Genomic DNA, 20,209 nt, shown 5'->3' with positions numbered 1-20,209 from the left:
CCAGTCGGATAGCAATAGCAAACGGCTACCGTCTCAGCACTTTCCGAGGCTCGATCGCAAAGCTCAGCAGGAGGCGGTCGAGGATTCGCGCCGCCCGAGTGCGTGCCCGCGCTGGACTCTTGGCATGCGCGACAAGAAGCGCGCCCTCCTCGACGGCGGCCACCAGCATGTGTGTCAGTTCGCCCACTGGATGGTCGTCGATGATGCCCTCCGCGATGGCCGCGGCCACCATCTCGTTGATGAGAGCGATGCTGTTGTTTTCCTGGATGGCGCGCAGAGTCTGCCAGCCCAGTACCACGGGGCCGTCGAGCAGCATGACCCGCTGCACCTCGGGCTCGAGGGCGGACTCGAGAAATCCGCGTAGTCCGGCCGAGAGCCGCTCCCACGAGTCGGCGCCGGACGGGGGAGAAGCCAGGGACCTCAGCGTGAGATCGCGCTCAACCTCTTCGAACACCGCGCGAAACAACTCGGCCTTGTCCTTGAAGTGGTGATAGAAGGCGCCACGAGTGCCGACACCTGAGGTGGTCACCAGATCACCGATGCTGGTGTTGAAGTAGCCCTTCTCAACGAATAAGGCGCGGCCGGCGTCGATCAAGTCGCGTCGCGTCTGATCGCCCCGTGCCCGACGTTCGATGTCGGTGCCACCGCGCTTGGCCATGCCGGGCATCCTAACAACATTCATACTGTATGTTGCGGTAATGGCTGGCGACGGGGTTCGTGCGTATGGTTCGGTGGCACCGCTGAAAGTCGGCTTGCTCAACGACTATCCGACCCGCACCGGAACGGACAACGACACCGTGGACACGCTTCGGCTGGTGTTCGACGAGGCGATCGCGTCCGGCCTCGTCGACCGGCCCATCGAGTTGGTGGAGCGCAATGTGGTCGGCCTGCCGAACGGTACCTATCAGGCTGTCGAGCAGGGGTACGACGAGTTGGTTACCGAGGGATGCCTGGCGATCTTCGGGCCCTACGTGTCCGACAACGCGGTTCCGTTGGCCGCGCACGCCGAGCGTGTCGGCAAGGTTCCCAACATCATTCTGTCGGGCTCAGAAGGCGCACTCAGTGAATGGACCTTCGCGCTGAACAACGGATCGATGCCGGAGGAGCCGGTGATGCTCGCCGCGGTCATGCTCGGGGATGGACGGTCGCGCATTGCCATCGCCTACGAGGCATCGCTGATCGGCAAGGAATATCTTTCTTTCGCCGAAAAGGCATACACGGCAGCAGGTTTGAAGGTTGTGACGACAGTCGCCATTCCCCAGGTCGAAGCCGAGAAGTCCGCGGTCGTCGTCGAGCTGCGGTCCGCCGATCCCGACGCGCTCGTACATGTCGGCTTCGGCCATGGGTTGTGGGGCTTCTCCGACGCGCTGCTCGCCGCGGGTTGGGATCCGCCGCGCTATACCACCACTGCCTTCGAGATGGCGCACATCAGCGCCGAGTGGATGCACCATCTGCGCGGCTGGATCGGGCTCGACAGCTACGACGAACGCAACGTCGTCGGGCAGGCGTTCTTGGACCGATTCGAGGTGCGTTACGGTCGCCGACCGACACACTCGATGCCCGGGCTCTGCCACGACGTGGCCACCGTGATCGTGCGGGCGCTGGCGGCGGCGCGGCCGCTGACCGGCGCGGGGGTGAAGGACGGCATCGAACAGGTGAAACTCGTTCCGTCGGCCAGCGGAGCGCCGGGGACTTTCCTGCGGTTCGGTCGTCACATCAGGCAGGGCTGGCTGGGGTCGGATTACTTGATTGCCCGCCGAGTGCTGCCCGACGGGAGCGGGCACGTCTTTCACGCGGCACCCAGCGACAACATGTCACGCGCGGTGGGCTTGACTCCTCGAGGCTCCGGCTAGCCGGATCGCGCCGAACACCGGTGCGGTGACGATTCCCGGCGGTTGAGCCAGCACGTCGGGGATGGCACGGACCGCCCCCATCGCAATCATCAGGTGCCCTGGCTGCGCATGTTGTCCCGTCGGCGGCTGGCCGTCCCAGCCGACGTCAAGTGCTAGCTCGAAGCTGGGCACACCCTTGATGACAGCGCGGATCAGCGGGGCCTTCTCCCCGCTGCCGAGCGGCTTGAGCCCCCACTGCGGGAGGTCGCGGGTGAGCACCCACTCCTCGTGAATGGCGAGCAGCGGGCGGCCAGACCAGTGCCCAACCCATGAGAAACGTTGTCCCACTACAGTTCCCGCCTCAATCGTGCCGGCGAGAACCTCGATATCGCGATCGAGGGTGGTGGCGTCCACCGACACCTCCACATGCGATAGCGTGATGCCAAGGACGTCCGCAGTGGCGTTGAGCGCTTGGCGATAAGCCATGTCGAGCTTTTTGATGATCGGCGAATCGATGCTGACGTCCTCGGGTGGTCGGCCCATACCCATCAAATCGACGAGCATCGGCCTGCTGTCGACCGCCGACACATCAGTCGCCTCGTAGAGGTCGATGCGGTCGATGGTCTTGCTCAGCCCTGTCACCGTCGCGACGAGCCGTTCGAACATGAATCCCGGGTTCTCGCCTGCGGCGTGGAAGCGCGATTGCCCTGCGCGACAGGCTTCGACGAATGCCGCCTCCGTTTCGACCCCGTACGTCGCGAGGTGGTTGTACGAGGTTGTCGTGATGACACTGATACCCGCCGCGAGGAGCCGACAGATGTCCTCGGCGTTGGTCTCGACGGCGTGGGCCTTGCTGGCGGCATGCACGACGACGTCGGGTGCCAGGGCCAGGATCTCGTCCTTGTGCGAGGTGGCCAGCACGCCGGTGGTGGGGGGAAGTCCGCACAGCGCACCCGCGTCCTGGCCAGCCTTGGCCGGGTCGTACACCAGGACGCCCACCAGCTGGTAATCAGTATTCTCAATCAGTTCTTGAAGCGCCGCCCGCCCCACCGCACCTGTGGCCCATTGTGCGACTCGAATAGCCAATCGATAGCTCCCGACTGCCTTTTCGCGATAAACGCGATGTCAATTCGCCTCAACCTACATCATGTAGGTTTGCAACCACCAGGGTGTATGTTGGTTGCGGTCGATCAACGAGGAGCCACATGTTTGAATCGGCGACCGCCGAGGAGCTCGAGCAGAGCATTCGGGACGCGCAGGACAAGTTCAACCAGGGTATGGGTGCCGATGGTGATGCCACCCCCTATCCGTTGCTCAAGGAATTGCGTGCGCAGGCGCCGGTGCACGCCGGCTGGCCTGAGATGGGGATGGCTGGCAATTCGGGCGACGGACCGCAGACTTTCACCGCCTACACGTTTGACACCGTCAAGGCGATCTTCACCGACAACGTCACCTTCAGCACCCGCTGCTACGAAGACATCGTTCGGCCGCTGCAGGGTCCGACGATTCTCGAGATGCAGGAGCCAGAACACGCGGTCTACCGAAAGCTTCACGAGTTCGCATTCGCCCGTTCGTCGATGAAACGGTGGGACGCCGAATTGGTCGGTCCCTTGGTGGACAGCACGATCGCGAAGTTCAAAGACGCCAAGCGGGCCGACCTGGTGGATGCGGTGTTCATGCCGATTCCGGTGCGGGTGATCGCGGCCCTTTTGGGGCTTCCGGATTCCGACGTGCTCCAATTTCACCGACTCGCCATCGACCTGCTCGGTTTTCGCGGCGACATGGATTGCGCGATGAGGGCGTCGGCGAAGATGAAGGACTACTTCGTAGGGATACTTGCCGATCGGCGGAAGGCGCCCAAGGACGACATGGTGTCGATCCTCGCAGGCTCGGAGATCAACGGCGTGAAGATGTCGGACGAGCAGATCTACGGCTTCATGCGTAACCTGCTGCCCGCCGGAGCCGAGACGACGTCACGCTCGACAGCAAGTCTTGCTTTCGCGTTGCTGACACACCCGGATCAACTCGACGCTGTGCGTGACGATCGCAGCCTCCTCCCGCAGGCCATCGAAGAAGGCATTCGCTGGGAAACCCCGCTGCTCAACTTCATGCGAGAGGTCACCTGCGACACCGAAATCGGTGGCGTGCAGGTGCCAAAGGGCGCCACGATGATGCTCAGCCTCGGCAGTGCCAACCACGATGAAACGCGTTGGGAAGTACCAGAAAAGTTCGACATCTTCCGCGAACGCAAGCCGCATATCGGATTCGCTCATGGCGCTCATGTGTGCTTGGGTATGCACCTTGCCAGACTCGAGAGCATGAAGATCTTCAACGCGTTGTTCGACGAGCTGCCGAACTTGCGGCTCGACCCGGACGCGCCGCCGCCGTACATCACCGGCGCGATGTTCCGTTCGCCGCCACGACTTGACGCGGTATGGGACTGAATAGGGTGTGACATGACGCGGGTGATTCAGTGGGCGACAGGCGTAACCGGCATGATGTCGCTGCGTCACGTGATCGGGCGGCCCGATCTCGAGCTGGTCGGCGTGCGTGTCTACGACGAAGCGAAGGCCGGTGTAGATGCCGGGGCGCTCTGCGGCGCAGGAGAAATCGGATTACGCACCACTCTCGATCGCGACGCGATCATCGGCACCGATGCCGACGTGGTGCTGTACATGGGCAAGGTGGAAACCGACACCGCGGGTTGCTTCTCCGATGTGTGTGATCTGCTCGCCTCAGGCAAGAATGTGGTCGCAACGGGTAGCCGATTCATCCATCCGCGGTCGCTGCATCCCTCGTTAGCTGATAGCATCGAGAATGCCTGTCGCGCAGGGCATTCCTCGTTCCTCGGGCTCGGACTCTATCCGGGCTTCTTCGGCGAGTCTCTTACGCTTGTCCTGTCGCGGCTAACTGCGCGCGCTGGGCGCATCAGCGTCCGTGAAGTGCTGAACTACTCGACGTACGCCAGTTACGATCTGATCTTCAATGCGATGGGCTTCGGGCATACTCCTGAGGACACCTCGCCGCTGCTGACCAACACCGACTACGCGGCGAGCGCGTGGATCGGCAGTGCCACAGTGATCGCGCAATCGCTCGGCCTGCAGATCAAGTCGGTCACGGGCTTCCGCGAGGTCGCCACGACGCCGCGTGCCCTGACGGTCGCCGCAGGTGAGATCCCGGCGGGCACAGTCGGCGCCATGCGTTTCGGTGTCGAAGTCGATTGTGGCGACACCACACTTTCTGTCGAGCATCTAACCCGGATGGCCGACGACCTCGCTCCAGACTGGCCGACCGAGATCGGTTACGAAGTAGCGTTCGACGGGGAACCAAATATGAGGCTTCACCTCGTAATCGGTTCGCACGACGAGGATCACGCGAAACAGGGCTGCCTCGCGACGGCGATGCACGCTGTCAATGCGATACCCACCGTGCTTGCCGCGCAACCCGGGCTATACGACCTCTCGACGATCACGCCGTTCGTTGCGCACTGGACGAACGGGTGATTTGTGTGCGTTTGGGAGCGCTCAGCGCAACAAGACGCACACAATCGCTCAACCGCCGTTGCCGAAGCCTGTATAGCTGCGGATGAGGGGTAGATCCGCCATCGTCGCGAAGCCGGCAGGTGCCGCGCACACAGCTGGAATGGCATTGACAACCTGCATGGCGACAGTGATCAGCCCTGCTTTCACGTGCTCTTCGATCGTGGCTTCACGCGAGAAACTGGCCAACGGAAAGAAGTGTGTACGCATGGACGGATCACCTTCGATGGTCAGCGTCCACCCGTCGAGGGGTTTGGGCCAGTGGTCGGGATATTCGCCGCCGACGGTCCATAGTGTCTCGAATTCGATCAGCGTCTCGCCGTTGCGATGGCCGACGAAGTTCCAGCGCTGCCCGGCGGTCGTGCCTGCCTTGACCACGTGGTCGAAGATCTGCAGGTCCTTCCTCGCGGGAACGGTTTCCAAGCTGACCGACACGTCGTCGATGTCGGCGTTCAGTGTGTCCGAGATGAACCAGGCCTGCTCGACGAACAGCTTCGTCAAGAAGCCGAGGTACTGGTTCGCCGTAGGTGTGACCTCTTCGGTCGGGCGGCCGAACCACATTCCGTCGAAGGTGATTTCAGTGCTTTCCCATAGCGTCCAATCGGCTCGCTCTTGTAGGGTCAGCCGCTCGATCGTGCGACTCATCCCCGAAAGCGCCAGCGGCAGCACACCGGAGAGATTGCCTGGATTGAGCCCACTGCCGTGAATGGTGCTGTTGCCCTTCTCGCAGGCCGCCGACAATCTCTCGCGTTCGGCACCGGGTATGCGCCGCGGACGAAACAAGAATGACGGTGTCGCGACGTTTTTACCGCTCTCCAGCAGCGCGCAGACGTCGTCGAGGTTGGTGAATGATGGCGCATACAGTACGAGGTCGGCGTCGAGGGCGAGAATTTCTGCGGTGTCGGTCGTCGCCGTGACACCGATGGGCTTCCTATCGACAAGCGTTCCGACGTCGACACCGTTCTTGGCGTCGGAATAGACGCGCGCACCGACCAATTCGATGTCGCGCCGGTGATCCAGGATCGTCCTGACCATCTCGGTGCCTACCGCACCGGTGGCCCATTGGATGACTCGGAGCGGTCGGTTGTCGGTGGTCACTGGGCGGCTCTTTCATCAGTGATAATGTCGCTTCTCAGAATCGTTGAACAGAGTTTCTCATATCGATCGACACTCGGAGGGCAAGCCCATGAATGACGTGTTGGGATACCAGGGCAAGACCGTCGTCGTGACGGGAGCGGCCTCCGGCATGGGTCAGGCCACGGCGAGAATCCTCGTCGACCTCGGTGCCGCAGTGACCGCTGTCGACATCAAACCGACGACAGTCTCCGTCGCCCGCGCGCTGCAGATCGACTTGCGCGACCGCGCGAACATCGAGGAGGTCGCCGCATCGATCGACGGTCCAGTAGACGGCCTCTTCAGCTGCGCGGGACTACCCGGACCTCCGTTCAGCGAAATGGACACCATCCTGGTGAACTTCGTCGGCGCCCGTCACTTGGCCGAACAACTGGTGCCCAAGATGTCACCGGGTTCGGCGATCAGCGTGATCTCCTCCTCGGCGGCGATCGGCTGGCAAGACCACGTCAAGGTGATCAGCGGCCTGCTGGAGACAACCGGTTTCGACGGCGCGGTCGCGTGGCTGAAAGACAACGAGAAGCAGTGGTCGTGGAGCGGGTACGCGTACTCCAAGTACGTCATCGATGCGTGGGTCGGCTGGTGGTATCCCGAACTCGCGCGGCAAGGCATCCGGATCAACTGCATCAACCCCGGCCCCACAGAAACGGCGATGATGCCGGCCTTCCAGGACTTCGCAGGCAAGGAGGTCGTCGACCAATCGATCGGGCCGGTCGGGCGGTACTCGACGCCCGAGGAGCAGGCCTGGCCGTTGGTATGTCTGGGCAGTACACGATTGAGTTATGTGGGTGGCGCCGTGCTGTGGACCGATGGTGGTTGGAATGGCGCGATGACCATGGGGCGCCATCAGGCACAGTGGGCCGATACCGCGGCCGACGAGATGTCGAGGAAGGGCTGAGCGCTTTACTCGTTATCCGTTGCTGATTCGGGGTGCCAGGTGCACGATGTCGCTGACCACCGTCGGATTCGCCCGCGATACGGCGATCAACGACAACATGGCATTGGCAACGTCGTCGACCGCGGACATCTTGGCGGGGATCTGACCCTCTTGCGCCCATGCTCTATATAGCTCGGCCAGGAGATCGCGGTCGGCGCCGCGGAGAATCTCGGTGCCCTCGGTGGGACCGACACTGACTCGAATGACCGCCAGCTCGGGATGTTCGGCCCGCCAGGATCGCAAGATCTCATCCAGCGCAGCCTTGCTTGCGTGGTATGCCGCGACACCGGCGCGAGGCCGGCCGACGTCGTGGCTTGACGCGACAAGTGTGACTGCGTTGTCGGCAAGATGGGGGAGTGTCGCGCGCAAGACGTGTGACGCCCCGACGGCATTCACTGCGTATGCATGCAGCCACGTCGTCACGTCGGTTTCCTCGATTAGAGCGAAAGGCACCACGGCACTGGTGAATACGACCACGTCGAGCTCACCGAACGTCGATCCGACTTCGCCGACCACACGCTCGATTGCAAGCGGATCGGATACGTCAAGTGCATGCGCCGAACCACCCAGCTCTTCGGCAAGGCAGGAAAGCAATTCCACGCGCCTGGCTGCGAGAGCGACATCCGCCCCTCTGGCGTGAGCGGCGCGCGCGAGAGCTTGCCCGATGCCGGAGGACGCCCCGATGACGAGCATCCGAGTCCCCTCGAGGTTGGAGTGCCGATCGGTCATACCTTGCTTCCCCTATGTGGGTTTAGTTATCCGTCAACGCGATTCTCGCAGATGAGAATCAATGTTCTCACAATGTGGACGTTGAGTTGGCGCAGCGCCTATTCTCATCGTGTGACATACAGGGTGAAGGTTGAGCCGTACTACGACCCGTTCGACTTCGACATCGACGACGACCCCTATCCCGTGTGGAAGCAGCTGCGGGACGACGCCCCCCTCTACTACAACGACAAGTACGGCTTCTATGCACTGAGCAGGCACTCGGATGTCGCCCGTGAACTGGTCAATTGGAAGGACTATCGATCCGGCAAGGGCACGACCATCGAGATCATCCTCAACCGCGTCGACGTGCCGCCTGGGATCATTCTTTTCGAAGACCCGCCGATTCATGACCTGCATCGTCGCCTGCTCTCCGGAGTGTTCACTCCGCGCCGGATGGCGGCCATCGAGCCTTTGGCGAGAGAGTTCTGTCGCCGTGCGCTGGAACCCCTGACCGAGACAGACACGTTCGACTTCATCGCCGACCTCGGGGCGTGGATGCCGATGCGCACCATCGGATACCTGCTCGGCATCCCCGAGGATCGACAGGTCGCGATCCGGCAGAACACCGACCGGATGCTCGAGCTTGACGACGGTGGGCTTGTGGATGTCGCTGAGGACGCGCTGACGAGCACCGGCTCGATGCTGGAGGAATTCATCGACTGGCGTTATGACCACCCGTCCGACGACTTGATGACTGAACTGGTCAATGCCGAAGTCGAGGAGCCGGACGGCAGCAAGCGGCGGCTGACGCGCGGTGAGGTCTTGACCTACACAGGCACCGTCGTCGGCGCGGGAAACGAAACGACGACGCGGTTGATCGGCTTCGCCGGACAGCTCCTGTCCGATCATCCCGACCAGCGTCGCGAGCTCGCGGGCGATTTCAGCCTCATTCCCGACGCGATCGAGGAGGTGTTGCGCTACGAAGCACCCTCACCCGTGCAGGCTCGCTACGTCACCCGGGACGTCGAGCATTATGGGCAGAAGGTTGCCGAAGGTTCGATAATGCTGTTGCTCAACGGATCCGCCAACCGCGACGAACGACAGTTCGATGACGCAGACCGATTCGACATCCGCCGAAAGGCCGCTCATCTCTCCTTCGGGCACGGGATTCACTTCTGCCTCGGTGCCGCGCTTGCGCGGATTCAAGCGCGCATCGCACTGGAGGAAGTGCTCACCCGCTGGCCGGACTGGGCCGTCGACTATGACAGGGCCAAGCGTGCACACACCACAAGTGTCCGCGGATGGGCGACGTTGCCGGTGAGCGTGTCATGACCAATTCCGTTGATGCCAAGCTAGATTCCCGCATTGCTGAGAAAGCCGGATCTGAGTCGTCCTCGCGGCCGGCGCGCTTCGGATGGGGGGTCTTCGGCGTCGCCTATTTGGTCTTTGCGGTCGTAACAGTCGCGACCATGCAGTCGGGTCTGCACGGCGATCCGACACGCACGAACCCCAACCCAGGCCCCGCGCCGTACCCGTCGTTTCTCGGCTTCGACTCCTGGCCTTTGGCGGTTGCCATCAGTTCGATACCGATGGCGGTCGGACTGATCTCTGTACTGGCTTGGCTGTCCTGGCGCCGGCGCAAAGTTCATTGGGCAGTCATCATCGCGTTCGCCGGACTCATCACCGGTGCGCTCGATCCGCTCGCCAACTGGGCGACGTTCGCGATCTTCGACCCCCGCATGCTGCACTTTCCGCTGTCATGGCCCTACGTCAACATCTCGCCGAATCTCGAGCCGGCGCTGGCGTTCTTGGGCGGATACGCAGCCTACTACCTGCTCAACGGCCTGGGCTTTCTGCAGCTTCACGACCGGCTCTTCGAGCCGTTGATGCGGCGCATGAGTTGGCTTGCCGCCCATCGCCTAGTCAGGGTTTTCATTGGCGCGACCATCATCGCCGTCCCGATCAACGGCGTCATCCAGTTCACCTGGATGCGGGCCGGCATCTTCTTTTACACAGAAGCGGTCGGGCCCGTTCTGCAGATCGGCCACATCCATTTTCCGCTGATCATGGCGGCCTATGACGCCGTGATCTTCGGCATGGTCGCCGTCATGTGCGTGCGTGACGAGCACGGTGAACTGCTGCTGATCAATCGGATCGCGCGGTGGCTGCCCGCACGTCACGGGCGGGACATGGTGACGCTGACTCGTCAGCTGCTCGTCTCGGTGACGGTAGGTCTGGTGTCGTTCGCACTTCCGCTCGCCGTGCTCGCCGGTCTTCGCGATGCAGGGTTGTCGAAGCCTGCCTACGACAAGAACCCATATCCCAACGTCAAGGTGTACGACCCGTACGGACATCTCGAAGAAGCCGGCAAGCCAGGACCATTCTTCAAATGAGGCGCTATCGGGTGGTTCACAGCGGGACCGGACTGACCGGCCGCGAGGCGTTACGCGCGATCATCGACGATCCTGCCCTGGAGCTCGTCGGTGTCAAGGTGTCGACGCAGGACAAGGTTGGCACCGATGCTGGTCGACTGTGCGGCACAACAGATGTCGGCGTACTGGCCACGGGCGACCTGTCGACGGTCCTGGAACTGGCACCGGACTGCGTCGCATACTGCGCGACAGCAGTCCGACGCGAAGACGAAGCGATCGCGGATATCGTCGCCTACCTCGAGGCGGGCATCAACGTGGTGACATTCGCAACGATTCCGATGGTCTATCCTGCCGCCGCTCCAGCGCAGTGGCTCGACGCATTGGAAAGTGCAGCAGTCAAAGGCAATTCGACATTCTATGCGACCGGCAGCGAGCCCGGCTTCATCAGCCTGAACATCCCTACCGCGTTGCTCGCGGGAGCAGGCCGCGTCGACTCCTACCGAATGGACGAGTACGCGGTAGACCTGGACAAGTCATATCCCATCTGGGACGTCCTGCATGAGTCGATGGGTTTTGGAAAACCGGACGGTCATGTGCCGATTCGCATCGCGTCGGGAAAGGTGAACAAGGACTGGGAAACCGTCGTGCGCTACATCGCCGACATCCTCGGATTCGAACTCGACCGGATTGATCTCGATTGGGAGACCCTGCTCGCGCCCGCTGATCTTCAGACCGCGATCGGGGTCATCCCCCAGGGGACCATCTGCGCCCACCGGTGGCAACTCGCCGGAATGGTGGGCACGCGGCCTGCAGTCGCGGTCCAATACTTCGCGACTGTCAGCACGACACCGTGGCCGGACCGTTGGCCGAAGCCTGCGCGTGAAGGCGAAGGCGGCATGGTATTCCGTGTCGAGGGCAACCCGAATATGAGCCTCGAGTTGCACCTCGAGCGCTCGCCGGCAGATCGCGTGAACCCAGGTGTCGCGGTCACGGCGATGGCAGCGGTCAACGCGATCCCCGACGTCGTCGGCGCACCGGCAGGAGTAATCGCGCAGCCATTGTCGGGACCGTCGATCGTCAGTAGGCAGGCGCGCAGCAACCGGTTGTGAAAACCTAGGTTCTCACTATCGAGAAGATAGGTTACCATCGCGGTGAGTGGCGGCCGGTGGCTGCCGCAGAGGCCGAGGAGGAGTCGTTGCTTACAGAAGTCTTCCGCCTGGCTTTCGCGTGGGCCGCGATGGCCGGAATCGTCTGGTTCTGGTACTGGCTGCTGTCCAACCTGGGCACCTTCTGATGAACGAGCAAGATAGGCGCCGACGCAGGGCACTCATCGCATTCCAGATCTTCGTCTATGGCGCGTTGCTCGCGATGTTCCTCATCCAGCTGCAGATGCTGATGGTCAAGGATTGGTAGGCGGCGCATGGACTCGCTGACCCTGGACCAGCACCAGGACGAAAGCCGTCGTGTCCAACGTGAGGCCGATAAATGGTTGATCGTAGGCACCGTCCTGATGGGAACGCTGGTGCTCGGACCGGTCGGACTGCCGTTCTTCTGTCGCGGTGTGTACCTCTTGCGCCGTGCACAGCAGGCCGGCCTCACGGTGCGGCCGATGATGGTCACGCTGATCGGCTACGTTGTCATCCTGGATGCCGCTATCAACAGCATCGGTTGGGGCCTGGACGTTTTCGCCAATCACGCATTGATCACCCGCACGATTTTCACGGCGTGGGGCAACCTGATGGACGGCGGATACTTCTGGCACTACAACGAATTGTGGATCGGGGGTGCCGGCGCACCTGGCGAGAAGGCATGGATCATTGTGTGCATCGTCGTCGTCTTCCCGATGCGCATTGCCGCCGCAATCGGTCTTCTGCAGATGAAGCGGTGGGGACATCAGTGGACGATCGTCACCTGCTGGTTCGGAGTGATCAGTTGGATGGGCTACATCCTGAACATGACGATGTACGCCGATGTCCGCTACGCCGGCGTCGCACTGCCGGTGATCGGCTGGTGGCTCTACAACATCTTCTACATCACCCCGTTCTTGGCGATTCCGTATCTGCACACCGTGAATCGCGAGATCTTCTCCGACTGACGCCGCATTCGAAAGAGGACAGATCGTGATCGAAAACGCGTCAAAGGAAGGCAGCGCCTCGTCCGCCGACCTGCCGTTGGGGACCACTCCGGCATTCGCGCGCATGCACAAGTGGCTCAAGCGGGGCCTATTCGCCTGCCTGTTCGGCCTTGTCATCGAGGGCGCGCTGACTGTGCCCGTAATCGCGGTCTGGTATGGCTGGCCGACCCTTTCGCTGACCGAGATCTGCAGCGAACTCATGAAGGTGCGGTACTCGGACGACACACTGGAATGCACTCAGCCGTATCCCCTTTCGGGTCCGCCGTTCGGCGCCGCGCCCGAAGCCGCCGGCCAGCAGACGGCGAAGGACCAGTGGGGAATTCAGCCGGTACCGCAGTATCCCCACGTCGGATTCCGTGAACTCGTCAGAATTCACAACGAGCGCCAGGCGGCGAATAAGCCGTGACGGCTAGCCGACATCGATGGCGTTGCGCGGCGCCGTAATCGGCAGATCCATCGATGTGGCGATGCCCGGTGCTGCGTCGACAACATAGGGGATGGCATTGACGACGCGCATGGCCGTCGCTTCCATGGCGTTGTCGTTGGCCGACCGAGGCGTGTCCTCAGTGCCGAGACGTAGGTCGCACTCAATATGCGGTTGGCCCTCGATGACAAGGCGGTAAGTGCCGTTCGGCGCTGATGCCCACTGTGGAGCCAGATCTGGAGCCATTCGGTTGATGTGCTCGATGGTGATCACCTGATGCCCACTCACCACGCCGGTGGTTTCGGCGCGGACGGCACCACAGGTGCCCGCAGGAATGGTTCCGCACGCAACGTGAAGGTCACGCGGTGTGGGGACGCGTTCATACTTCTCGGTGATGTCGTCGAGCTCGACACCAAGAGACCTGGCCACCAGGCCGATCGGCGGACCCCAAGCGAACTGCTGTGCGCCTTCGAGTTCCAGCAGTGGGGTGAAGTCCAACGGCCGACCGAAGCCCATGGCGTCCACCATCAGGTCCCGGTTGGGATATGCCGAATAGTCGAAGATCTCCTGCGCGCGAATGGATCGGATCGTGTTAGACAACGTCGACAGCAACACGGCGAATTGGTCTCCGGCGAAGCCCGGCTCGATACCCGAGGTGTAGATGGTCACGCCGGCCGCCAACGCAGCGGAGCGCACCTGTTCGGCGAATTGTGGAATCCACCTGTCGGGGAACATCATTCCCGGAGTGTTGGTCGTGACCACATTGATTCCGCCGTTGAGTATGCGCACATAGTCGCGCACCGCGGCGGCGTCCATTTCGGCGCTTGCCGCGGTATAGACGACACAGTCAGGCTTGAGGGCGATGATGTCGTCGAGGTGGTTCGTCGTCGTCACTCCGATCGGCCCCAGTCCGACCAGTTCACCGGCGTCGCGCCCGGTCTTCGCCGCGCTGTGCACCCACACGCCCACGAGGTCCAGGTGCCGTCGGCGAACGATCGCGCGCAATGCGAGGCTGCCGACACCACCGGTGGAAATCACCGCTACCCGATACACGCTTCTCCTCTCGCGCTTCAGCGCTCGGCCATCAGACCGCTCAACTGTTTGGCGAGGTCGGATTTCTTGACCTTGCCGGTCGCGGTAAACGGCAGTACGTCCTTCGGCGTGACCCAGATGAATTTCGGCACTTTGTACGCGGCAAGCTGACTGCGCAACTGGGCACGTAAGTCCTCGCCGTCGAGTTCGGTATCACCACGCGGAACGACGGCGGCGGCGACGACGGTGCCGTTGTCTCCGTCGTCCGCACCGACGACGTACGCCTCGAGCACACCGTCACAATCCGCCAGCGCCAGTTCGACTTCGCTCGGCGTGACGTTCGTCCCGCCGCCGGTCTTGATCAGGTCACCCAACCGACCGGTGAATTTGATCCAGCCGTCGTCGTATTGCACGCCGAAGTCACCTGTCCGGTAGTAGCCGTCCTCGGTGAACACCTCTTCGCGTTCGCGCTTGTGCAGCCGCTGCATCAATGAGTAACCGCGAACCCAGATCTCGCCGTCCGTTCCGGTAGGAACCGGTGATCCCGTTTCGGGGTCGACAAGCAGATGGCACAGGCCGTCGATCGAGAATCCGCCGGTTTCGGCGCGGTCGGGCGGTTGCGCGGGGTACGGGTCGACGCCGATGTGATTGCCGCACAGTTCGGTCATCCCCAAAGCGTTGGGTCCGCGCGGTCGACGTTCGGGCGGCACGATCGCAGGCATGCTGGTGCGCTTGAGCGAGCTCAGGTCACGCGTCGCGAAATCGGGATGCTCTGCAAGGGTTTTCCCCTGTTGTGGCCAACCGAGCGCGATGGTTGCGCGATGAAGCTCGATCAACTCGAGCGCCTCGGCCGCGTCAAACGCCGGCTGGGTGACCAGGGTTGCACCGTGGTGGATCACCGCGTGCACCCCGGTGATCAGCCCACCGACCCAGAAAAACGGCATAGCGGTGAACATCACCGTGTCGGTGGTGACGCCGTAGTGGAAGGTCAGGTTGTACGTGTGGCGAACCAGGGTGCCCTGCGTGTGTATCGGTGCCTTCGGGTCACCGGTGCTGCCAGAGGTGTAGATGATCATCGCGTCGTCCGAGGGCGTCACGCAGGATTCGACATCGACCAAGAAGTCGGCGTCGATACCCGTTGGCATGGTTACCTCATCGAGGGCCGTCGCCCAAGTCCGGTCACACCATCCCCACACCGCGATCATCCGCAGAGATGGCGTGCCCCGCACGACAATGCGACCTGGATCGCTTTGATCGGCGAGGCCGGGCAGCGCCTCCTCGAGTCGCTGCATGAAATCGTGATTGCGGAAAGTCGACGTCGCCAGAATCGCTTTCAGATCCGCGTGACGGGCCGTCCACGCCAGTTCGGCGGCCTTGTAGAACGTGTTGAGGGGAACGGCGACCGCGCCGATGCGGGTGGTCGCGAACCACGCGATCGCCCATTCGACACTGTTGGGCATCAGGATTCCGACATGGTCGCCCTTACCGATCCCGGCCCCTAGCAGCGCTCTGGCCAACCGTGACGACCGCAAATCCAGGCCGAGGTAGCTCAGCACCTTGCCGTCGGCGATCAGGAACGGCTTCTCGCCGAACCGGGTCGCAGACGATCGCACAAGCGCGGGAATCGTGGGCGTGATCGTCGGGAAGGGCATCGCCCAACAGGATAGTTGCTTTTCCGCTATACGAGAACACTGGTTCTCGCATCACTCAGCAGACAATTACACTCCACCCATGTCGATCGATCGTCTGGACCGGATCGAATCCAGCCAGGCAATCAGCCAGCTGCCCAGTCGCTACGCGATGGCGCTGGATGCTCGGGACCTGGACGCGCTGGTGGCGCTGTTCGTCGACGACGTCGACGCGGGTGAGCAGGGCCGAGGGCGGGAAGCGCTGAAGCGCTGGTACGACGTCGTCCTGCGGCGGTTCTACCGAAGCATCCACCTGATCTGCGGCCACGAGTTCGACTTCCTCGACGCTGACCACGCCACCGGCTCGATCTACTGTCGAGCCGAGCACGAGGACGGTGACGGCTGGTACGTCATCACGATGCGCTATGACGATGTCTATGAACGGCGCGACGGTCAGTGGTGCTTCGTGAAGCGTCGTGAACATCCTTGGTACTCCGTCGACGTCACCGAGCGTCCCGGGCCGGACTTCGTGCGGTGGCCCACCGATATAACACTTCGAGCGGCGATGCCGCACCGCATGCCCACCTGGCGGGCGTTCTGGGAACGCGGCGACCCGACGCTGCCCGAGCGGCTCTCCCGGCGTCCGTAGCCGTTTTACAATCCAACGTGAAAGTGCAATTCTCATATCCGTAAATGACCGTTATCGCAGGAGGGCGTCATTTCCGACGACAAAGTACTCAGCGGGGTCCGTGTCCTAGAGGTTGCCGCATGGACGTTCGTCCCGTCGGCAGGAGCAGTCCTCGCAGAATGGGGCGCGGAGGTCATCAAGGTCGAGCCGCGGGATGGGGGCGATCCGCAGCGCGGCCTCGTCACGATGGGCATCGTCGACGACGGCGGTGGTGCGGTCAACTACATGATCGAGATCCCTAATCGCGGCAAGAAATCGATCGGTGTGGATCTGAGCACGCCAGGAGGGCAGGAGGTGGTTCGCGAGTTGGCGAAAACCTGCGACGTGTTTTTGACGAGCTATCTGCCGGAACGGCGCAAGAAACTCGGCATCGACGTCGATGACATCAGGGCCGCCAACCCGGACATCGTCTACGTGCGCGGATCGGGGCACGGCCCGAAGGGGCCGGACTCTGACAGGCCCGGTTACGACGGCGTGTCCTACTGGGCGCGCGGCGGTATCGCCACTGTGCTGACGGAGGACGCCGACGAGCTGGTGCGTTCGCGTCCGGCCTTTGGTGACCTACTCGGAGGAATGACCATCGCGGGCGGCATCGCTGCAGCGCTGTACAAGAAGGCGACGACGGGGAAGGGTTCCGTCGTCGACGTCTCACTTCTGGGCCTGGCCGCATGGAACCTCAGCCCCGATGTCGCGGTGAGTCAGATCCACGGTGGCAGTGCCATTCCCAAGTTCGGGCACGCCGACGCACCCAACCCTTTGGTGGGCACCTACCGAACCAAAGACGATCGCTACGTCCAGCTGATGATGCTGCAGCTCGACAAGTTCTACGCCGAGGCTATGAACGTGATCGGCGTCGGTGAGTTGGTCGACGATCCGCGCTTCGCCGATCCAGCCTCGCGATACGAGAACCGGGCCGCGCTGATCGCATTGCTCGACGAGGCGTTCGCCCAGCGCACGCTTGTTGAGTGGCGCGCGACGCTGGCGTCGCTCTCGGGAGCGTGGGGGATAGTGCAGACGCCCGCTGAGCTCTGCGCAGACCCGGCGGTCACTGCGAATGGCTACGTCGCGCACACTCACACTGTCCACGGGACGCCATTCTCACTGCCCACCAACCCCGTTCAGTTCGACGAGCAGGCCGTGGTCCCGCCGGGGGCACCGGAGCATGGCCAGCACACGGAGGAGATACTGATCGACGCGGGCATCGACTGGGATGTCATCGAGAAGTACAAGGAATCGGGGGCGATCCTGTGAATTCGGCGACGCCCGAGCTTGCAGACGACTCCATCGAATTCGACCCGTTCTCAATGGATTTTTTCAACGGTGCCTATGACACCTATCGCCGGCTTCGTGACCAGGCGCCCTTGTACTACAACGAGAAATGGGACTTCTGGACACTGACGCGCTACAACGACGTCGCACCTGCGACAAAGGACCACGAAACCTTTTCGTCGGCCAGGGGCGCCACCCTTGACATGGTCAAGGCCCATGACGATGCCATCCCGGTGCCCAAGGTGATCATCTCCATGGATCCGCCGGAGCATCAGAAGATGCGCAGGCTGGTGAGCAACGTATTCACCCCTCGGGCCATCGCTGCGCTGGAAGACATGGTGCGCGAGAAGGTCTACGAACGACTAGACGCGCTGAACCCCGAATCGTTCGACGTCGTCGCCGACTTCTCGGCGCTCTTTCCCAACGAGGTCATCACCACCATGCTCGGCGTTCCGAAACAGGATCGCGACCAGATCCGACAGTGGCTGGATTTGCTTTTGGAGCGCCATCCGGGTGAGATCGCCACCACCAAAAGGGGATACGAGGCCTCGGTCAATACTGGGCTCTATTACTACGGCCTGGTGCAGCAGCGGCGGGCGGAGCCTGGAGACGACATGATCAGCCGTTTGATCGAGACGGAGATCGAGCGTGACGGCGTGGTCGAGAAACTCACCGATGTGGACATCACAGGTTTCGCGACGATGCTCGGCGGTGCGGGTGCCGAAACCGTCACGAAGTTGGTGGGCAATGCGATGGTCGCGTTCGCCGACTTTCCCGACCAGTGGCGCAAACTCGTCGAGGATCGAAGCAAAGTTCCCGCAGCCGTCGAGGAACTACTGCGCTACGAGGCGCCCTCGCAGTACCAGGTCCGGACCGCGACACGTGACGTCACGTATTACGGGACGACGATTCCCGCCGGTAGCGCGGTACTTCTCGTCACCGGTTCGGCGACACGAGACGAGCGGATGTTCGACGATCCTGATCGCTTGGACATCGATCGTGAGCGAAAAATGGGCTTCAATCTCGCGTTCGGATATGGGGTGCACAGTTGTCTGGGCGCCGCGCTGGCGCGGATGGAGAGTCGTATCGCGCTCAAGGCATTGCTCGACCTCATTCCCGACTACGAGGTCGATCGCGCTGGGTTGCGAAGGGTGGCAATGTCCAACGTGTGCGGTTATTCCAATGTGCCAGTGCGAAAGGTCTTTTGAGATCTGCGCCCAGCACTAACGTCGCGGTAACGGCGACGGAACGTCGACAAGGCTTCGCACGCCGCTCCGAAATGGCTCGGTCGGCGAAATGTGTGCTGGTTTCCCAAGTGCCAGCATCGCGTGCGATTTGAATGCGCGTGCGGCGGTGCTGAGTCGGTGCTCGATACCGACCCCAGTCGCATCCTCCATTGGCCACGTGCCGCCCCATACCCCCACGTCGGCCCGGCGGCGCCGAACGGCATCGGCGACCAAGCGGCGAATGCCCTGATGTCGCTTGTGCAAACCGGCCGTAAAGAGGACAGCGTCGGGCCACTCCGATTCGAAGTCGAAACGAGCAGGCAGCTCGCTTGCGTGTACACCGAGTATCCGCAGCGCCCGTTCGTCACCATTGATTTCCAGGTAGACCTTGACTTCCAAGCCGGCGCGAACCGAGTCGCAGATCAGTCCGCCCGCCCCTGTGACGATGTCTGCGGCATCGACCCCCGCGACGAGCAGTTGATGTGGCGTCGCTCTGCCTCGGTTCGCGGGGCGAGGTCGTGGTTGCCGTGGTACGGGGCCGTCCAATGCGGATGCCGCGGTCTGTTTCACGGGACCTCTCCTCTGCGTGATAATAGGTCGTTTCAATTATGAGAATATACGTTTTCACGAGTCCGGGCGGCAGGGAAGCACTCGCATCTGAAGTCTCCTACCGCCGCCGAGGGCGGCCCTCGACGAATCCGTTCACGGCGTAGGCGCGCACGAACTCGGCGACGGCATCGTCATCGCGCATGTCGATCGTCGGTGATGGAGTGGTGAACAGCGAGAACAGCATCCGCGCGAACCATTCGGTGGCAGAGGCGACATCGAGATCGCTTCGAACCTCGCCGGTCAGTCTGGCGGCCGACACATACGGTGCAAGGAACTCGGTGCACTCCTTCAGAAGTGTTGCCGCGTTCTTCGTCATCATCAGGTTGACTTCGGCCTCGTCGAAGTACGCCTCGGGTTCGACGACTTGACGTGCCTGCGTGACGAAGACGGCCGCGCGGACGAGCCGCCCTTCAAGGGTGCTACCGCCGTGACGGTCGATCGCCTTGGCCATGTTGCGGTAGAACCGCTGCGAGGCCGCCTCGGCGCAGGCCTCGACGACCGTCTCCTTGTCGCGGAAGTATTCATAGAACGTGCTGCGCGAGACATCAGCTGCCCTGGCGATGTCGACGATGGTCGTCTTGGCCAAACTGCGGGTCCGGAAGCAGGCAAAGGCCGCCGAGATGATGGCATCCCGGGTATCGGTCGCCGTCGCCTGCGTCATAGGGACCCCTTTCTAGCTC

Annotated in this window: 20 protein-coding genes; 13 read left to right on the top strand and 7 right to left on the bottom strand. The window is 62.4% G+C overall.

Going from position 1 to position 20,209, the window contains the following annotated elements; translation table 11 throughout:
• Nucleotides 1–25: 25 nt before the first annotated feature.
• Nucleotides 26–658, bottom strand: a complete 633-nt coding sequence (locus tag GGC64_RS17130; RefSeq protein ID WP_192723666.1) for a TetR/AcrR family transcriptional regulator — start codon at nucleotides 656–658, stop codon at nucleotides 26–28.
• Nucleotides 659–698: 40 nt separating this feature from the next.
• Between GGC64_RS17130 and GGC64_RS17125 the strand changes: the two genes are divergently transcribed.
• Nucleotides 699–1,853: an ABC transporter substrate-binding protein gene (locus tag GGC64_RS17125; protein WP_192723665.1), complete on the top strand. Its 1,155-nt coding sequence runs from the start codon at nucleotides 699–701 to the stop codon at nucleotides 1,851–1,853.
• Here GGC64_RS17125 and GGC64_RS17120 read toward each other — a convergent pair.
• Nucleotides 1,815–2,918: a dihydrodipicolinate synthase gene (locus tag GGC64_RS17120; RefSeq protein ID WP_192723664.1), complete on the bottom strand. Its 1,104-nt coding sequence runs from the start codon at nucleotides 2,916–2,918 to the stop codon at nucleotides 1,815–1,817. The two genes, GGC64_RS17125 and GGC64_RS17120, sit on opposite strands and share 39 nt — an antisense overlap.
• Before the next feature lie 119 nt (nucleotides 2,919–3,037).
• On the opposite strand from GGC64_RS17120, the gene GGC64_RS17115 reads away from it, so the two are divergent.
• Both GGC64_RS17115 and GGC64_RS17110 read left to right on the top strand, forming a co-directional pair.
• Complete coding sequence (locus tag GGC64_RS17115) at nucleotides 3,038–4,276, top strand: cytochrome P450 (RefSeq protein WP_192723663.1); 1,239 nt, start codon at nucleotides 3,038–3,040, stop codon at nucleotides 4,274–4,276.
• A 12-nt stretch (nucleotides 4,277–4,288) separates the two neighbouring features.
• Nucleotides 4,289–5,335 carry a dihydrodipicolinate reductase gene (locus tag GGC64_RS17110; protein WP_192723662.1) on the top strand — a complete coding sequence of 349 codons (1,047 nt, stop codon included), beginning with the start codon at nucleotides 4,289–4,291 and terminating at the stop codon, nucleotides 5,333–5,335.
• A gap of 48 nt (nucleotides 5,336–5,383) precedes the next feature.
• Here the strand turns inward: GGC64_RS17110 and GGC64_RS17105 are convergent, their stop codons facing one another.
• Nucleotides 5,384–6,406 (bottom strand): dihydrodipicolinate reductase, encoded by a 1,023-nt coding sequence (locus tag GGC64_RS17105; protein WP_192723928.1) that lies wholly within the window; start codon nucleotides 6,404–6,406, stop codon nucleotides 5,384–5,386.
• Between the two features lie 151 nt (nucleotides 6,407–6,557).
• On the opposite strand from GGC64_RS17105, the gene GGC64_RS17100 reads away from it, so the two are divergent.
• Nucleotides 6,558–7,400 carry an SDR family oxidoreductase gene (locus tag GGC64_RS17100; protein WP_192723661.1) on the top strand — a complete coding sequence of 281 codons (843 nt, stop codon included), beginning with the start codon at nucleotides 6,558–6,560 and terminating at the stop codon, nucleotides 7,398–7,400.
• Between the two features lie 12 nt (nucleotides 7,401–7,412).
• On the opposite strand, the gene GGC64_RS17095 is transcribed toward GGC64_RS17100, so the two are convergent.
• Nucleotides 7,413–8,168 carry an SDR family oxidoreductase gene (locus GGC64_RS17095; RefSeq protein ID WP_192723660.1) on the bottom strand — a complete coding sequence of 252 codons (756 nt, stop codon included), beginning with the start codon at nucleotides 8,166–8,168 and terminating at the stop codon, nucleotides 7,413–7,415.
• A 72-nt stretch (nucleotides 8,169–8,240) separates the two neighbouring features.
• On the opposite strand from GGC64_RS17095, the gene GGC64_RS17090 reads away from it, so the two are divergent.
• The 6 genes from GGC64_RS17090 (at nucleotide 8,241) to GGC64_RS17070 (ending at nucleotide 13,059) form a co-directional block, all read left to right on the top strand.
• Nucleotides 8,241–9,479 (top strand): cytochrome P450, encoded by a 1,239-nt coding sequence (locus tag GGC64_RS17090; protein ID WP_192723659.1) that lies wholly within the window; start codon nucleotides 8,241–8,243, stop codon nucleotides 9,477–9,479.
• On the top strand, nucleotides 9,476–10,540 hold the full coding sequence (locus GGC64_RS17085; RefSeq protein ID WP_192723658.1) for a spirocyclase AveC family protein: 1,065 nt from the start codon (nucleotides 9,476–9,478) through the stop codon (nucleotides 10,538–10,540). The genes GGC64_RS17090 and GGC64_RS17085 overlap by 4 nt, the downstream gene beginning before the upstream one ends.
• The gene (locus GGC64_RS17080) at nucleotides 10,537–11,628 is read left to right on the top strand and encodes a dihydrodipicolinate reductase (RefSeq protein WP_192723657.1); all 1,092 of its coding nucleotides are present in this window, start codon (nucleotides 10,537–10,539) and stop codon (nucleotides 11,626–11,628) included. Before GGC64_RS17085 ends, GGC64_RS17080 begins: the two co-directional genes overlap by 4 nt.
• Before the next feature lie 56 nt (nucleotides 11,629–11,684).
• Complete coding sequence (locus GGC64_RS35050) at nucleotides 11,685–11,813, top strand: hypothetical protein (protein ID WP_255528890.1); 129 nt, start codon at nucleotides 11,685–11,687, stop codon at nucleotides 11,811–11,813.
• Between the two features lie 126 nt (nucleotides 11,814–11,939).
• Complete coding sequence (locus GGC64_RS17075; protein WP_192723656.1) at nucleotides 11,940–12,614, top strand: hypothetical protein; 675 nt, start codon at nucleotides 11,940–11,942, stop codon at nucleotides 12,612–12,614.
• Between the two features lie 103 nt (nucleotides 12,615–12,717).
• Complete coding sequence (locus GGC64_RS17070) at nucleotides 12,718–13,059, top strand: hypothetical protein (protein ID WP_192723927.1); 342 nt, start codon at nucleotides 12,718–12,720, stop codon at nucleotides 13,057–13,059.
• Nucleotides 13,060–13,062: 3 nt separating this feature from the next.
• Here the strand turns inward: GGC64_RS17070 and GGC64_RS17065 are convergent, their stop codons facing one another.
• Nucleotides 13,063–14,130 carry a dihydrodipicolinate reductase gene (locus tag GGC64_RS17065; protein ID WP_370582144.1) on the bottom strand — a complete coding sequence of 356 codons (1,068 nt, stop codon included), beginning with the start codon at nucleotides 14,128–14,130 and terminating at the stop codon, nucleotides 13,063–13,065.
• Nucleotides 14,131–14,147: 17 nt separating this feature from the next.
• Nucleotides 14,148–15,761, bottom strand: a complete 1,614-nt coding sequence (locus GGC64_RS17060) for a class I adenylate-forming enzyme family protein (RefSeq protein WP_192723655.1) — start codon at nucleotides 15,759–15,761, stop codon at nucleotides 14,148–14,150.
• A 94-nt stretch (nucleotides 15,762–15,855) separates the two neighbouring features.
• Here GGC64_RS17060 and GGC64_RS17055 point away from each other — a divergent pair, with 94 nt between their 5' ends.
• From GGC64_RS17055 to GGC64_RS17045, 3 genes are all read left to right on the top strand, one after another.
• Complete coding sequence (locus tag GGC64_RS17055; protein ID WP_370582171.1) at nucleotides 15,856–16,386, top strand: nuclear transport factor 2 family protein; 531 nt, start codon at nucleotides 15,856–15,858, stop codon at nucleotides 16,384–16,386.
• Nucleotides 16,387–16,455: 69 nt separating this feature from the next.
• Nucleotides 16,456–17,676, top strand: a complete 1,221-nt coding sequence (locus GGC64_RS17050; RefSeq protein ID WP_192723925.1) for a CoA transferase — start codon at nucleotides 16,456–16,458, stop codon at nucleotides 17,674–17,676.
• A gap of 53 nt (nucleotides 17,677–17,729) precedes the next feature.
• Nucleotides 17,730–18,902, top strand: a complete 1,173-nt coding sequence (locus GGC64_RS17045) for a cytochrome P450 (protein ID WP_192723924.1) — start codon at nucleotides 17,730–17,732, stop codon at nucleotides 18,900–18,902.
• Nucleotides 18,903–19,587: 685 nt separating this feature from the next.
• Here the strand turns inward: GGC64_RS17045 and GGC64_RS17040 are convergent.
• Nucleotides 19,588–20,190 (bottom strand): TetR/AcrR family transcriptional regulator, encoded by a 603-nt coding sequence (locus GGC64_RS17040; protein ID WP_192723653.1) that lies wholly within the window; start codon nucleotides 20,188–20,190, stop codon nucleotides 19,588–19,590.
• Nucleotides 20,191–20,209 lie beyond the last annotated feature (19 nt).

It is taken from the genome of Mycobacterium sp. OAS707, from assembly GCF_014873705.1.
Lineage (GTDB): Bacteria > Actinomycetota > Actinomycetes > Mycobacteriales > Mycobacteriaceae > Mycobacterium.
The sequence above is the reverse complement of the archived record's forward strand: the minus strand, read 5'-3'. Positions and strand labels throughout refer to the sequence as shown.